This is a genomic window from Priestia sp. FSL W8-0001 (assembly GCF_038050335.1).
GTDB lineage: Bacteria > Bacillota > Bacilli > Bacillales > Bacillaceae_H > Priestia > Priestia flexa.
On the sequence record NZ_JBBPAL010000001.1, the window covers coordinates 299,976 to 315,696 of the forward strand.

Sequence of the window (15,721 nt, forward strand, 5' to 3'; positions counted from 1 at the left end):
AGTCATGAGATTAAAGGTTATGTTCATTGCTGGGGGATTAGGATTTCTTGCGTTGCTTGGGCTATTAGCATTTGTAGCTGTTTTTATATCGAATGAAGAATATTCATCAGATGGTGGTGACTTCATTGGTGAGATAGGTGGTATATCGGTTTCTGCGAATGTGTTAAAACATCAGCCAATGGTAGAGAAATATGCACAAGAATATGGAATTAGTGAGTATGTCTCTATTCTACTTGCCATTATCCAAGTAGAGAGTGGTGGCAAACTTACAGACGTAATGCAATCAAGTGAATCGTTGGGATTACCGCCTAACACATTGGATACCGAAGCTTCGATTCAACAAGGAACAAAATACTTTTCAGATTTATTACGTTCCGCAAAAGCAAACGGTATCGATGAGAATACAGTCATTCAGGCTTACAACTATGGCGGTGCTTTTATTGATTATGTCGCAAAACAAGGAAGCTCTTACTCTTTTAAATTAGCTGAAAGCTTTGCGAAGGAACGGTCAGGGGGCAGTAAAGTCACTTACTCTAATCCAATAGCCGTAAAGAAAAATGGTGGTTGGCGGTACCGTTATGGCAATATGTTTTATGTCGATTTAGTGAGTCAGTATTTTATTTCGCCTCAATTTGATGATGAAATGGTTCAGATTGTCATGAATGAAGCATTAAAATACGAAGGGTTTCCTTATGTCTTTGGTGGAGATAATCCAAATACTTCATTTGATTGTAGTGGACTCACGCAGTGGAGCTATCGGAAAGCTGGGATTAATTTGCCCCGAACAGCACAACAGCAATATAACGTAACTGAGCATATTCCTCTTTCAGTAGCAAAACCTGGGGATTTAGTATTTTTTCATTCTACGTATAACGCGGGAACGTATGTCACGCACGTTGGGATCTATGTTGGAAACAACCAAATGTATAACGCAGGTGATCCGATTGGTTATGCGGATTTGACGTCTTCTTACTGGCAAAAACACCTAATAGGAGCTGGACGGATTAAACAATAGAAAGGGTTAGATAAAATGAAGGGATTATTTAAAAAGCAAGACAAGCAAACGAAAGAACCAAAACCTAAAAAAATAAAAGTAAAGACAGTTGGACCACGTAAAAAGTCAGTGGTGTTTTTATGGATAGTCCTCATTGGAAGTCTTGCCTTTGGAATCTATAAAAACTTTACAGCAATTGATCAACATACCGTTCATGATAGAGAAATCATTGAAACCAAGATCATGGATACGAATGCGATTGAGAGCTTTACGAAAAACTTTGTGAAAGATTACTACACATGGGAAAATGAAAAAGATTCCATTGAACAACGGGCGGAAAAGATCAGTCACTATTTGACAGAGGAATTACAAGCTTTAAATATCGATACCGTAAGAGATGATATTCCTACTAGTTCCAGCGTAGGTAATATTGATATCTGGTCAGTATCACCAGAAAATGATAATACCTATACGGTTGTTTATTCGGTAGATCAAAAAATTACGGAAGATAAAAATAGCGAAAGGGTTCGATCCACATATCGAATACTTCTTCATCAAGATAATGCAGGAAACTTAGTCATTACACAAAATCCTACCTTATGGAGCTTACCGAATAAATCAGATTATGAGCCACAACAACCTGAAAGTAACGGAACGGCTGATTCTGATACTGTGCAAGAAGTGACAGAGTTTTTGGAGACATTCTTTACATTTTATCCTACTGCCACTGATAAAGAACTTGCTTATTATGTGAAAAATAATGCCTTACCACCGATTGGCAAAGACTATATATTTTCAGAGCTAGTTAATCCTATATTCCAACAGTCTGGAAATCAGGTGTATGTTTGGATATCGGTGAAGTACTTAGATGGGACAACGAAGGCAACGCAGCTTTCTCAATATGTACTAACTTTAGAGAAAGATATAAATTGGATGATTGTTAAGTAACTGTGCTAACAGTTTGTTTGCTGAAAATTAATATTAATAAATTATTATTTAAACCTGTTTCACTTTTATCATTCTTGACAATTGATGATTATTAAACTTTATTAATAAAATCCACACTTTAAGTACTTAGTATATAAACAATAATTAGCTTTATTATTGAAAGTAGGAATATATAGGGTAATAAACTCCATTTGCAATAAAAATATATTGAATTATTATATACTTAGTATATAATAATATTGAAAATAGGAGGGATTGATAAAGTGATTCAGGTTAAAAATCTTAAAAAGGAATTTTCACAAGGACAAGAAAGAATAAAAGTATTAAAAAATGTTAGTTTACAAATCCAAGAAGGTGAATTTGTAGCTATTATGGGTCCTAGCGGCTCTGGAAAAAGCACATTACTCCAATTGTTAGGTGGTCTTGATATACCTACTGAAGGAGATATTATAATTAATCAGCATTATTTAAATAAGATGACGGAAAAGAAAAGAACAATATTTCGTAGACAGAATATAGGATTCATTTTCCAAAATTATCAATTACTTACTAATTTAAATGTAGAAGAAAATATAGCTTTTCCGCTTCATGCAGATGGAACTTTAACAAAAGAAAAAAAGCAATTAGTTTTAGAATTACTTGATTCTGTTGGATTAAAAGGACTTGGTCAGAAAAGAGCTAATTTGCTTAGCGGTGGTCAACAACAACGTGTGGCTATAGCCAGAGCACTGGTTAGCAAACCTGCCGTATTATTGGCAGATGAGCCAACAGGTAATTTAGATAGAAATACAGCCGAAGAAATTCTTGGTTTAATAACAAAATTTAATCGAGATTACAATCAAACAATAGTTATGGTTACACATGATATTTTCGCAGCTGGATTTGCAGATCGAATTATTCTTTTTAAAGGTGGAGTTGTCGATCAGGTGATTTCTAGAAAGGATGAAGATTATGCTAAATATGTGGCGAATTTCATGGCGTAACATAACACAAAACAAAAAAAGATTTTTCTTTTCATTACTTGGGATTATCATTGGTGTTTCCTTTATAACATCTATGTTAATCGCAGATAAAACAACAAACGATGTTTTTAATTATTATAAACAAATGTATGTAGCAAATGCTGATTATTGGCTTTTAAGTGATGAACATACCTTTTCGGAAGAGACTGTTTCACCCCATTTAAACAGTCCAATCGTTACTGAAACATTGTTTGTACTTGATAAACAAGCATTCATAGATCTAAGTGATAAATCGCTAAATCAACGATCTGTACGAATTACAGGTGTGGATGATCAAAACAGTTCCTTATTAAAACTTCCTGTTATTGAAGGGAGTTTAGACAATGAGGGATTGGTAATACCCGATGTTCTTGCAAATTTACTAAATAAAAGAGTAGGAGATACCATTCAGTTTACTAATCTGGGAGAGGCTAAAATATCTGCTGTAGTTGAGTATACACAGTTACTTGCAAGCCCGAGCAATTGGGAGAGTGCTGAATCAACCAGTTTTAGAGTCATGGCTCCACTTGATTTGTTAAGAGAATGGACAAGTATGGATAATGAGCTTTCATATGTAAGGCTTCAAACAAATGAAGAAGGTGAAAAACTTTTTCAATCTTTACAAAAAGAATTTAGTAATTCAAGTGTATATATACAGCCAGTTGTCGCAGATGATCGACAAAGTAACGATATTGGGGGACTCTATACATTTTTTTACTTAATTGCTGGCTTATCTATGCTTATTAGTGGATTCATTGTCTTTAATATGATTTATACAAGCGTTATGGAGAGAAAAAAGGAATTTGCAATAATGAAAAGTTTTGGTTATTTACAAAGTTCTATTTCTAGGCTTGTTTTAATTGAAGTAATAATTTTATCATTAATTGGTACGGCTGTAGGGGTACCAATTGGAATTTGGCTTGGCGATATGTTTATGCAAATTTTGCTTAGTGTGTTTGAATTTGACATGGTTTACACTTTGAATTGGAAAATACCTACAATAACAGCCATAGTAATAGGAATTGTATTTCCCATTATTTTCTCCTTATTTCCTATTTACAATGCGGGAAAAACTTCGGTGCTCTTAACATTAAAAATGGCAAATCAAACTGAATCATCGAAAAGACAATACGTGTTTAGAGGTATTGTAGGAGTTGGCTTATTTACTTTTATATTTATTGATCATTTCGTTTCCTATCTAGCTATTTTAGCAAGTATCATTTTGCTGTTCCCATTCTTGCTAAAAGGAATAAGTAAGATCTTTAAACCAATTTTCAAAGTACTTTTTGGCTATTCAGGAATTTTAGCTACGCATAGCCTTACGCAGCAATTAAATCGAAATGCCAATACTTCCGCTATCCTTGCCATAGGGATAGGAGTAATCTTATTGTTAAGCTCTGTTATAGAATCTGCTCCTGAAGGTTATGAACGTGACATTAGAAATACATTTGGAGGTGATCTAAGAGCTACATCGGAAGCTCCTTGGTCTAGTGAGGATATAACAACTCTACTTTCTTATGATTCTGTAGCAAATGTTGTCCCATTAACGGAAGCCACACCCATTACATGGGAAACAATGAATGAAGAGAATAGACAATTCTCTATTTTTGCCGTAAGTAAAAAAGGGCCTATTTTATTTGAAGATATTGAAAAAGAATCGTTATATCAAGAGTTACAAAAGAAACCATCTATCCTGCTCGGTAAACGGGCTTTTGATGAATGGGGTGGAAAAGTTGGAGAATACATTCACGTAAATACTCCTTCTGGTAAACAAAAATTTGAAGTCATTGACGTTGTGGATACTTCTCATTATTCAGGATATGTTGGCTTTATGGATGAGGAGCATTTAAATAATGAATTTGGTTGGAGAAATAGTTTTGATATGCTACTAACATTAAATGATAAATATAGCAGCGAGGAATTACGAGATCAGTTATGGATAGATTTCAATGAACACCTTTCAAAAGTTAAAACTGTCGAAGATGAAATTAAATCAACTACTTCTGCGTTATCTGGTATGAACGAATTAATATTAATTATGCTATTCCTAATTATTGGTCTAGCTAGTATTGGTACAGCTAATACTCTTTTGATGAATACCTTGGAACGTACATCTGAGATTGGAACGATGCGGGCGCTTGGATTTACTAGACAGCAAGTAAGAAAGATGGTAATTGGTGAGGGGTTACTTATAGGTTTGGTAGGAGTCATTGGAGGCGTAGCATCAGGTGTGATTTTACTTTACGTTACTAGTAAATCCAAGCTTTTGGGAGATTTCATATCTTTCCAGATACCTCTTGGTAATATTGGAGTAGCATTGATTGCTGGTCTTTTACTAAGTTTATTTGCCTCTTGGATTTCTAGTACGACAGCTAGTAAAATAAATATTTTGTCATCACTCAAAGAAGGTTAAAATTATGTCGGTAAAGTACGGGATATTAACATTGTTATTCCTACAAGAAAATCATGGATACGAATTGAAAGTAGAATTAGAGTCTCTTCTAAGTATCAAGGGAAAGATTAACCCTGGTCAGATTTATACTACCCTTGACCGTCTCATTCGTGATCAACTCGTGTCATCGGCAGGAATAGATGACCAAGAAAGAAAGTTATATAAATTAGAAGCGGAAGGTGAAAATGAATTAAAAAAATGGTTATTAGAACCTGTACCTTATTACTCTACTAGGGACGACTTTCATTTTAAATGGAGTTGCGCTCGAAAAATCCACTTTGATCGAGAAAATATTATGCTTGAGCAACAAAAAGCAATGATAATGAAAGATGTAATGGAGTTGACTAAATTAAAAACGGAGTTACTTATTCAGGGTGAAGACGATAAATATTTATTAATCAGTGGTACACTCTTACATTTGGAGGCAGATTTAAATTGGATAAGTCAGATTGAAAATAGAAATCGTTCATAAATCTAAGTAGAGGTTTCCTTTTCGATATACCGTTGTAATTATCTTATACTAATCATTCCCAAAAAGGAGGAGTTTAGTTGGGTCTTATTCTTGAATACAATTGGGAATTGTTTATCCTCATCGAATTATTGTCTATAGGGGCACTAATCCTATTTGGTATATTTCGTTATTTCTTTAACAAACCTAGACTTAGCATTATGTTCATTTTCCTCTTTTTGTTTATGGTAATACTTGAAGGGCTGCTCGGGTTGTATGTCTATCATCAAACAGGAGAGATTTCAACGTTTCAAATTGTTATTACTGTATTTATTATCTATGCGTTTACATTTGGAATATTTGATTTTATAAGATTAGATCGTTGGATGCGTAGAAAAATTGGAACGTTACGTGGTGTTGAATTATTGTCTGACAAAGACTATAAAATTATTGAAAGGAATAATAACCCTAAATATATTGCAAAAAAGTATCGTAAATCTTCCTATATACATTTATTTATTTTTGTTACAGTTCAAGCGATTCTTTGGATCATAGGTACGGAAAGCATCGCAGAGATAAAAATGTATTTAAGTGATTTTTCATGGATAGAGAAAGGAGTAGCAAAAGAATCACCTTATCCTAATGATGTTACCTTTGGAATCGGAATAATTTGGGGAATTGTTTTTATCGCCGATTTTATTTATTCGTGGTCTTATACATTGTTTCCAAAATAACTAAAAAACCGTTGGGTTCTGGTGCAAAGATTGCATTTATTTGAAAGAGGTATATAGACTCCTAATGGAATCTGTTCTTATGCAGCCATTCCAAATAGTTGATGAATGAACTTCACTTGATTGTGGACAGACTTGTCCCGTAAAGCAAGTTGTCCTTTTTTAATGATATGCATTGCTTCTATTCCCGAAAGAATAGATTTAGCTGTCCGAAAAGATTTCAACCCTAACATCGAACGAACTCTCTTTTTAATAAAACGATGATCTTGTTCCACAATGTTATTAAGATATTTAACTTGCCTTAGTTGGATGCCTACGGGCATCTTTTTCTCCTTCTTCAACTCTTCAATCGCCATAGGATAGGATGGGTTCTTGTCTACTGTGATAACACGAGGCTTTGAAACATGAAAAGGCCGCAAAGCTTTCTTGAAAAAGCGCTTTGCAGCCTTATGATCTCTTGTTTTGCTTAAATAAAAATCAATCGTATTTCCTTCTGAATCAACGGCACGATATAGGTACATCCATTGACCTTTGACTTTTACATACGTCTCATCGACTCGCCAAGAATCATTGGTTGGCTTAAGATGACGCCGTACTCGCTCATCTAATTCAGGACCATACTGATGAACCCAGCGCATGATGGTTGTATGAGCAATAGATAATCCGCGTTCTTCCATCATTTCGACTAAATCACGAAAACTGAGGCTGTACCGTAGGTACCATCTCACGGTTAATAAAATAATATCAGGTTGATAATGTTTCCACTTGAATAGATTTTGTTTTTCCATACTGATCACGTCCTTTTTTTAGAGTAATAGTATCAGTATGTCCAAGTTTGAGAGAATACTTGCAGATATTTTGAAGTTTTTGCACCAGAACCAAAATTTATACGTTTTTCTACCTCCTTACATCCATGATATTTGTAAAGAACGGTTAAAAAGAGTACTGGAAAAACAAGAAATATTAGAACTTATAGAAGCAAAATTGATTAGAAGCGATGGGGAGACTATTGATGTTGAAGTAATGATCGCACCTTTTTATTTGAAAGATAAGGTCTTTGCTCAAGTCATTATTCAAGACATTACACATCGCAAGATAGCAGAGAAACTTTTGAATGATAGGGAAAAATTAGCTTCGCTGGGTCAAATAGCAGCTGGTATTGCTCATGAAGTTAAAAATCCTCTCACATCAGTAAAAGGATTTTTACAGTTATTAAAAGAATCCCAGCCACACGCTTATTTGGATACGATGGAAACCGAATTAGAAAAAGCACTAGCGACTCTGCAAAATTTATTACAGGTATCCAAACCTGATTTACATGAGGAACCTTTTGTTCCCATTGATTTTTGTAAGGAATTAGCTTCTCTATTGTTTTTATTTCAAGAAAAACTTTATAACGTGAAAACAGAATTGAATTTAAGGAATTCAGAGAAAAAAGTAATTGGGAAGAGAAATTTATTACTAAAAGTTTTTTTTAACCTGATAAAGAATGCACTTGAGGCTATTCCTGGTAAGGGGAAAATTGGAATTGAACATTATTATAAAAATGGATGGATTCATATAAAAGTGAGTGATACAGGAATAGGAGTATCTGAAGATAAGTTAAAAATGTTGGGAACACCGTTCTTTTCTACGAAAAGCGAAGGAACAGGCCTGGGCTTAACTCAAGTATTTACAACAATACATGAACACGGAGGAAATATCTCAGTTCAAAGTGTAGTTGGAGAAGGAACTACCTTTCATGTTCAACTTCCTGTTAACTAAAAAAGTGATTTCCAACATATTCAAAAGATATTCCTATAATTGTTTAAAGAGAGAAGATTTAAAAGGGGTAGTATCTGCTTGTTAGAGAAATTAAAAAATGGATTTGTCATGTTATAGAGTGAATAGTATAGAATTACGAAATAATGAGGTATCTAATGTTTAAAAATAAATTATCTTTTTTTCTACTAATTACTCAACTTTCGCATCGATAAATGTGCTATAAATTCATCTAGCTGTAGTTGCCGATGTCATTCAAGTACTATCATTGACACATAAAAATGCATGAAAAAACACCTATCCGTTTGGTATAGTTGATTTGTCGAGAATCAAACATTCCATACAGAAGAGGTGTCCTCTATATGATAGCGAATCATGACCAATCTAAGCAACTACCAAATGAAATAAAATCTACTTTTAAAGAACTAAAAGTATTGAAACATCTTAGAAAAGCTGGGATTACCAAGTCTTTTGGCTTTACCTGTGCTTATTTATTTCAGCTCATTTTCTGTTTGATCTTTGAAAACAAAAACTGGTTTCGAACACTTGAAAGTAAGAAATCTACCGATATTCCAGCTAAAGATGCGGTCTATCGTTTTTTGAACCGTTCCACTTATTCATGGAGAAGGTTTCTGCTTTTATTAAGCGCACACTCGATTGAAAAAGTAAGTAAGCTTACAAATCATGAGCGTATCAAAGTGTTGATTGTTGATGATTCATCTTATGATAAAAATCGAAGTAAATCGGTTGAACTTCTTGCGCGTTGTTTTGACCACGCTTCTCAAAAAATGCGCTTCTACAAAGGCTTTCGTATGCTTACATTGGGATGGTCTGACGGTACAACGTTTATGCCTGTAGACTTTTCTTTATTGAGCTCTAAAAACAGTGTCATCAATGGAGTGTCACAGAACATTGACAAGCGCAGTTCTGGATATAAGCGCCGTTTAGAAGCTTTACAAACGGCACCTGAACAAATTCCAACGATGATTCAACGGGCAATGAACTCAGGTATCGAAGCCACTTATGTGCTGATGGATACGTGGTTTACACATCAACCCCTTATTAAGGAGATCACAGATCAAGGTCTTGATGTCATTGGCATGGTGAAAAATTTAAAGCAACGTTACCTGATGAAAGGTAAAAAGGTTAGTTTGAAGGAACTCTATTCATTAGCTTCACCCGTTCAAGGAAAGAAAGGAATTCTACGGTCTATTCAAACGACACAAGCCAATGGAGTACCAGTTAAAATTGTATTTGTCCGTAACCGTAATAAAAAAAGTGAATGGTTAGCGATTTTAAGTACCGATTGCAGCTTAAGTGAACAAGAAATCATTCGTATCTACGGAATTCGTTGGGACATTGAAGTCTTTTTCAAAACAACAAAATCCTTATTAAAGCTACAAAAGGAGTTTCAAGGTCGTTCGTATGACTCTTTAATTTGTCATACAACAATCGTCTTTACTAGATACATTGTCCTCTCTTGGCAGAACCGTTGTAGCACAGACCAACGGACATTAGGTGGTCTATTTTATGATCTTTGCGATGAAATTAGTGATCTCGATTGGGCTGTCGCACTAGGACAGCTACTAGAGCTTCTTCAAGATGTCCTAAAAGAAAGTAACAAAAGGATTCAAAAGTTAATTCAATGTCAACTACAACACTGGATTGCAGGCTTACCTAATTACATCAAGGTCTACCTTCCTATTTCAGTGTGCGAAAGTTGAGTTAAAAATAAATAGAATTTTGAAGAAATGTACTTTATTTAACAGATAGGTTAATATCTGTACTTTTTTCAATATCTCCATTTTAAATGTTTGTACCCTAGTAATTCTTCTTTTCCTTTCCTAATGCCATTCTCTTACTTACTCTAAAAATATTGTTTTTCTAAGGGGATGATATTCGATTTTTCAAAAAAATAACCCACTAGTAATGAAAGAGTGCAGTTGAATCATTCCATTTTATTGGAAAATCTCATACGAAGCTACTTTTGATTTAGGTGAAATAAATGGTGTATAACCTTAATTTTCATTGTGGTAGGATTAGGCAACCATTTGAGAGAAATAGGATATCGGTCGTTTTTTTATTTATTGCATAATAATAAAGCCTCTACTTTTTCTATAACTATTCTATTGTAAATACACAAGGTTCTAAACAAGTACAACTGATGGAAAAAAATAATTTGCTTTCCCTATTAATAGTCATTACCTATGGGGAATCATTATTTACCAAAACATAGCATCTCAACACAGAATCTTATACAAATATGAATGTAAGAATTGTTACAAATACTCAAAATTGTAGGGGGAAAACAATGTGAAAAAGCTACTATTTCCATCTCTTGCATTGGTGATGTCCCTCACTCTTACAGCCTGCAACAACAGTAATGACACAAATGGGGTTTCCGAACAGATACCATCGGGTAACACGTCCTAACAGGAAAAATCTGGTTGAATTCTTTTTCTTCCATAATTTCTCCTTCTTCTCGATGGATTGGGTATATTGCTGAGGAGTATTATAGAAATTTGTAAATATAGATAGTTTTACTATCAATATTTCGGCAAAAAGATTCATTTCTTTAGTTTTTATCCTACATTGTTTTAAAATTCCTACAGTATAATACTAAAATTAAAGTGAATACTATCCTCAGCAAATAATAGTTTAAATGGCGGTCTTATTCATGGAATTTTCTCTTCTTCAAATTTCTCTTTTATTGATTATGTACATAACCATTTCGAATCATGTCATTATCTTGCCCCATTTAAAGGCTGAACGTACATGACCATACAAAACAACGTCTAAATGCTTAGACGTTGTTTTGTATGGTCATTATTTCATATAGATTAGCTTATAAATTCGTTAATAGTTTACACTATAATCTAATTTCATCAAGGTAGTTATAGATGGTTTGTTTTGATACCTTTAGCTTCTCACTTATCCGATCAATTGCTCCGTTGATTAAAAACACCCCTTTGTCATTCAATAGTTTAACAAAAGTTAATTTATCTTCTCTTCGCATATGCTCGATAGGTGTACCAATTTCTTCAAGTGTACTCTCAATAATGTGCTGAAAAACTTCTCCGATATCTTTTGCGTACATTTCAGGTACTGGATCCATTTCATATATATCAGGTGTCATAGTTAAATTATGCAGCATTTGATTTGCTGATAGGAGGGCAGTAATATCAAAATTTATACCAATACAGCCGATCACGTTTCCTTTATTATTTCGGATAAAGGAGATTGAAGCTTTGAGGATTTTTCCATCAATTGTTCTAGTAATAAAACCAAGCATATCCTTTATATTATCCCCATGTTTATGCAATTCTTTTAACATAACATCTGTAACAGGAGCTCCGGTCTTTCTTCCAGTAACATTACCGTTTACATAGATTAAGGAGGATTGAAAGTTCTCTAAGTCATGAATGGTTACCTCACAGTAATTTCCGAAGCTTGCTACGATCATATCAGCAATTGGTCTGTACATTTTTAATATAAGATTTTCTTCTCTGTTTAAACTATTCATTATATATCCTTCTTTCTGAAATCTATGATAAAAATTATAACATAACATATTGAGTTATAGAATGTTACATAACTATATTCATATACAGTGATTGTGAATTTAATTTTTTATTTTTTAAAAAGAACAATTTTTTGTTTTTTATAAAAATAAGAGGATTTTTTTATAAAAATTAAAAATATTTTTTAAAATAAACAAAAAACAATGTCATATTTTCTGACATAAACATAGCGGAGATCATAATGTTAACTTATAGTAATGCATATAAAGAAATTAAGATTTAGTGGAGGGAAGTAATAATGGTTCAACCAATTAAATGGCCAAACGGAAAGAAAATCGCAGTATTACTCACTTTTGATGTAGATGCAGAAACAGCACATGTTGCAGATATGCATAACATAAATCGTCCATCGGTATTGTCAATGGGTACTTATGGCAGGAGAGTTGGTTTAAATAGAGTTTTGGAAGTTTTAAAAAAACATGAAGTACCAGGTACATTCTTTGTCCCGGGAGCAACAGCAGAACTTGATCCTACTGTAATTGAAAGAATTATTGAACAACATCACGCTGTGGGACATCATGGATATCTACATAAAAGATCGGATTTATTAACTTTTGATGAAGAAGAGTCTGAGTTGCTGAAAGGAATTGAAATTTTAAGTAAATACACAGGTAAGAAACCTATTGGCTACAGAGCTCCTTTATGGGAAATGCACTCAAGAACGCCAGCCCTATTAAAAAAACATGGATTTGTATATGATTCAAGTCTGCAAGCAGATGATGTACCTTATTTAATCGATAGTGAAAACAATAGTCGTTTACTTGAAATACCTGGTACTTGGCTGCTGGATGATTGGGAACAATTTGCCTTCTCCGGTGATTGGACGATGCCGTTTCTAATTGAAGAACCTGAGAAAGTATTAAGATTGTGGCAAGCAGAATTCGACGGGTTATATGATGAAGGACGCTGTTTTAACTTAACGATGCACCCTCAACTAATTGGACGTGCATCAAGAATTGCCTTATTAGATAAATTAATAGCTTATATGAAATCAAAACCCGATGTTTGGTTTACTACTGGAGATGAGTTAGCAACATGTTGGCAAAAGAACAAACTGGAATTAGAGTATATTCCGGGCCCGAATACAAGCATTCTATTTCCAAAAGAAAATAAACATTTAGTTGAATTTTAAGGAGCTGACAAGTCGATGCTATTAAAAAATGCAAAATTATATGGACAAGAAGGTAATTTTAATATTGAAATAATGGAGGGACGGATAAATAAATTAGTACCAGCTGATACCAGTATACGGAGTAATGAAAGAGTCATAGATTTAGCGGGTAAGATCGTTTTACCTCCATTTGTAGAGCCGCATATTCATTTAGACTATGTTTTAACAGCAGGAACGCCAAGATGGAATCAATCAGGCACATTATTTGAAGGAATTCAGTGTTGGTCTGAAAGAAAGTTGCTTGTAGAAGAAACAAAGGAAGATATAAAAAATCGTGCGTTAAAGGCATTGGAAATGCAGATGAAACATGGTGTTCAGTATGTACGAACTCATGTTGATATTACTGACCCGAGCTTAATGGGATTAGAAGCATTACTAGAAATAAAAGAAGAAGTAAAATCCTGGATGGATATTCAAATAGTAGCTTTTCCACAAGAAGGTATTTATGCCTATCCAAAAGGAGATGAACTGCTAGAAGAAGCATTAATCATGGGTGCAGATGTCGTTGGTGGTATTCCACACTATGAGCATACTAGAGAAGATGGTGTTCAATCTGTAAAAAAATCATTAGAACTAGCATATAAATATGGAAAAATGGTAGATATACATTGTGATGAGATCGATGATGAGCAATCAAGATATGTTGAAGTTGTTGCAGCGGAAGCATTTAAATTAGGAATGGGGGAATTAGTAACAGCTAGCCATACAACCGCTATGGGATCTTACAATGATGCTTATACATATAAGCTTTTCAAATTATTAAAACAGTCAAAAATTAATTTTGTTTCCCTTCCTAAAGCTAATTTACATTTACAAGGCAGATTTGATAGCTTTCCTAAACGAAGGGGATTAACAAGAGTGAAAGAGCTCCTGCAATCGGAGATAAATGTATGCTTCGGTTTAGATTCAATTATGGATCCGTGGTATCCGTTAGGTGATGGAAATTTAATCAGAGTCGTTGAAATGGGATTACATGCTTGCCATATGACTGGTTACAATGATATCGTTTCAGCCTTGAATTTAATTACAGTTAATGGGGCAAAAACGTTAAATATTGAAGAAGGTTATGGCTTAAAAGTTGGTAACAAGGCTAATGTAATAGTTCTTGATACAGATTCTGAATACGAAGCAATTAGATGTCAATCACCAGTTCTTTATTCAATCCGCAATGGTGAAGTCTTAATCGAAAGAAAACCAGCAGAAATTAAAGTGAATATACCAACTTTTTCGAAATAAATTTCGGAAAATTCTGAAATAGGAGGTTGTTAAAATGTCTGTTTCATCAATAAATACAAATAAAAAGAAAGAAATGAAGAAAATACTTAGCGGATCGGCATTTGGGAATATGATTGAGTGGTTTGATTATGCCTCATATGGGTATTTGGCCATAATTATTGCTTCTGTGTTTTTTGCACCTGGTGACACTACTGCAGCGTTATTAAGTACATTTGCCATATTTGCTTTGTCATTTATAGTTAGACCGATTGGCGGAATCGTTTGGGGATATTATGGAGATAGAATTGGACGAAAAAAAATACTCGTTTTAACTATGTTTATGATGTCGATCTCAACATTTTGCATCGGATTAATCCCAAGCTATTCTAGTATTGGTATACTAGCTCCAATATTATTGTTAGCGTGTCGTATCGTACAAGGGTTCTCTGCATCAGGTGAATATGCTGGTGCATCATTGATGATTGCAGAGCATGCACCTAAGAATAAACGAGGATTATTAGTTAGTATGGTTCCTGCGAGTACTGCAGCAGGTATGTTGTTAGGAGCAGTATTTGCTTCAACCTTAGAATTTACATTAACCGAAGAAGCGTTACATAGTTGGGGATGGAGAATTCCCTTTCTATTATCATTGCCATTAGGAATAATTGGATTATTTATCCGTTTGAAAATGGAAGATTCTCCGGAATTCAATCAATTATTGGAAGAAAAATCATCATCTAAACAATTGGGGATTATAGAAGGAATTCGGCAAAATGGTAAAAAGATTATCATCGCTCTAGGTGTCATTTGCTTAAATGCTGTTGGCTTCTACATTATATTAAGCTATATGCCCACTTATTTAACAACTGTTTTGGAATTTGATAGTTTACAGAGTACCTTGACAACAATTTTCACTTTGTTGGCTTATGTTATTATGTTACCGATAGTTGGTGCTTTAACCGATAAAGTTGGTCGAAAGCCTGTATTAATAACTGCATGCATTTTGTTTATCATATTCACATATCCGATTTTTACTTTAATGTCCTTAGGGGGAGCATTTACGATTACATCGATGATATTATTAGGCGCAATTTTAGCTTGTAATGATGGAGTGCTTGCAACGTTTTTATCTGAAATGTTTCCGACTGAGGTTCGATATAGTGGTTTTGCCCTTTCATTTAATGCGGGAAATGCTATTTTCGGAGGTACATCACCATATGTAGCCACTTTTTTAATAGCTGCGACCGGTAATGATTTTGCTCCAGCATTTTACTTAGTTGTTGCTGCAATAATTGCATTAATTGCACTGATAAAAACAACAGAAACATCAAGTGTCTCGTTAATCAAAATGAATAATAGGGAAGAAAAATTTAGTACAGTTTCTAAAAAGGCATGATAGTTAGAAGGATAAGAAAGCAT

General features: G+C 34.0%; 13 protein-coding genes. 11 read left to right on the forward strand and 2 right to left on the reverse strand.

What is annotated here, in order from left to right; translation table 11 throughout:
* Positions 1-4 precede the first annotated feature (4 nt).
* From MKZ18_RS01645 to MKZ18_RS01670, 6 genes are all read left to right on the forward strand, one after another.
* Positions 5-1,015 (forward strand): bifunctional lytic transglycosylase/C40 family peptidase, encoded by a 1,011-nt coding sequence (locus MKZ18_RS01645; RefSeq protein ID WP_061785336.1) that lies wholly within the window; start codon positions 5-7, stop codon positions 1,013-1,015.
* Positions 1,016-1,030: 15 nt separating this feature from the next.
* Positions 1,031-1,942, forward strand: coding sequence for a conjugal transfer protein (locus tag MKZ18_RS01650; RefSeq protein WP_061785326.1), 912 nt, complete (start codon positions 1,031-1,033; stop codon positions 1,940-1,942).
* A gap of 263 nt (positions 1,943-2,205) precedes the next feature.
* The gene (locus tag MKZ18_RS01655) at positions 2,206-2,925 is read left to right on the forward strand and encodes an ABC transporter ATP-binding protein (protein ID WP_340842973.1); all 720 of its coding nucleotides are present in this window, start codon (positions 2,206-2,208) and stop codon (positions 2,923-2,925) included.
* On the forward strand, positions 2,894-5,356 hold the full coding sequence (locus MKZ18_RS01660; RefSeq protein ID WP_061785337.1) for an ABC transporter permease: 2,463 nt from the start codon (positions 2,894-2,896) through the stop codon (positions 5,354-5,356). The genes MKZ18_RS01655 and MKZ18_RS01660 overlap by 32 nt, the downstream gene beginning before the upstream one ends.
* Before the next feature lie 4 nt (positions 5,357-5,360).
* Positions 5,361-5,867, forward strand: coding sequence for a PadR family transcriptional regulator (locus MKZ18_RS01665; protein WP_061785328.1), 507 nt, complete (start codon positions 5,361-5,363; stop codon positions 5,865-5,867).
* Positions 5,868-5,944: 77 nt separating this feature from the next.
* Complete coding sequence (locus MKZ18_RS01670) at positions 5,945-6,577, forward strand: hypothetical protein (RefSeq protein WP_061785329.1); 633 nt, start codon at positions 5,945-5,947, stop codon at positions 6,575-6,577.
* 77 nt (positions 6,578-6,654) lie between these two features.
* Here MKZ18_RS01670 and MKZ18_RS01675 read toward each other — a convergent pair whose 3' ends face one another.
* Positions 6,655-7,362, reverse strand: a complete 708-nt coding sequence (locus MKZ18_RS01675) for an IS6 family transposase (RefSeq protein ID WP_340842969.1) — start codon at positions 7,360-7,362, stop codon at positions 6,655-6,657.
* Positions 7,363-7,399: 37 nt separating this feature from the next.
* On the opposite strand from MKZ18_RS01675, the gene MKZ18_RS01680 reads away from it, so the two are divergent.
* Positions 7,400-8,338 (forward strand): ATP-binding protein, encoded by a 939-nt coding sequence (locus tag MKZ18_RS01680; protein ID WP_144636301.1) that lies wholly within the window; start codon positions 7,400-7,402, stop codon positions 8,336-8,338.
* 359 nt (positions 8,339-8,697) lie between these two features.
* Complete coding sequence (locus MKZ18_RS01685) at positions 8,698-10,059, forward strand: IS4 family transposase (protein WP_061785593.1); 1,362 nt, start codon at positions 8,698-8,700, stop codon at positions 10,057-10,059.
* Between the two features lie 1,145 nt (positions 10,060-11,204).
* Here MKZ18_RS01685 and MKZ18_RS01690 read toward each other — a convergent pair.
* Positions 11,205-11,858, reverse strand: coding sequence for a helix-turn-helix transcriptional regulator (locus MKZ18_RS01690; RefSeq protein ID WP_144594378.1), 654 nt, complete (start codon positions 11,856-11,858; stop codon positions 11,205-11,207).
* 296 nt (positions 11,859-12,154) lie between these two features.
* Here MKZ18_RS01690 and MKZ18_RS01695 point away from each other — a divergent pair, with 296 nt between their 5' ends.
* Genes MKZ18_RS01695 through MKZ18_RS01705 form a run of 3 tightly spaced genes read left to right on the forward strand, consistent with a single transcriptional unit; the run spans position 12,155 to position 15,698 of the window.
* The gene (locus tag MKZ18_RS01695; protein WP_144594380.1) at positions 12,155-13,048 is read left to right on the forward strand and encodes a polysaccharide deacetylase family protein; all 894 of its coding nucleotides are present in this window, start codon (positions 12,155-12,157) and stop codon (positions 13,046-13,048) included.
* Between the two features lie 15 nt (positions 13,049-13,063).
* Entirely contained in the window at positions 13,064-14,323 is a 1,260-nt protein-coding gene (codA, locus tag MKZ18_RS01700; protein WP_144594382.1) for a cytosine deaminase, read from the forward strand.
* 34 nt (positions 14,324-14,357) lie between these two features.
* Complete coding sequence (locus tag MKZ18_RS01705; protein ID WP_340842968.1) at positions 14,358-15,698, forward strand: MFS transporter; 1,341 nt, start codon at positions 14,358-14,360, stop codon at positions 15,696-15,698.
* Positions 15,699-15,721 lie beyond the last annotated feature (23 nt).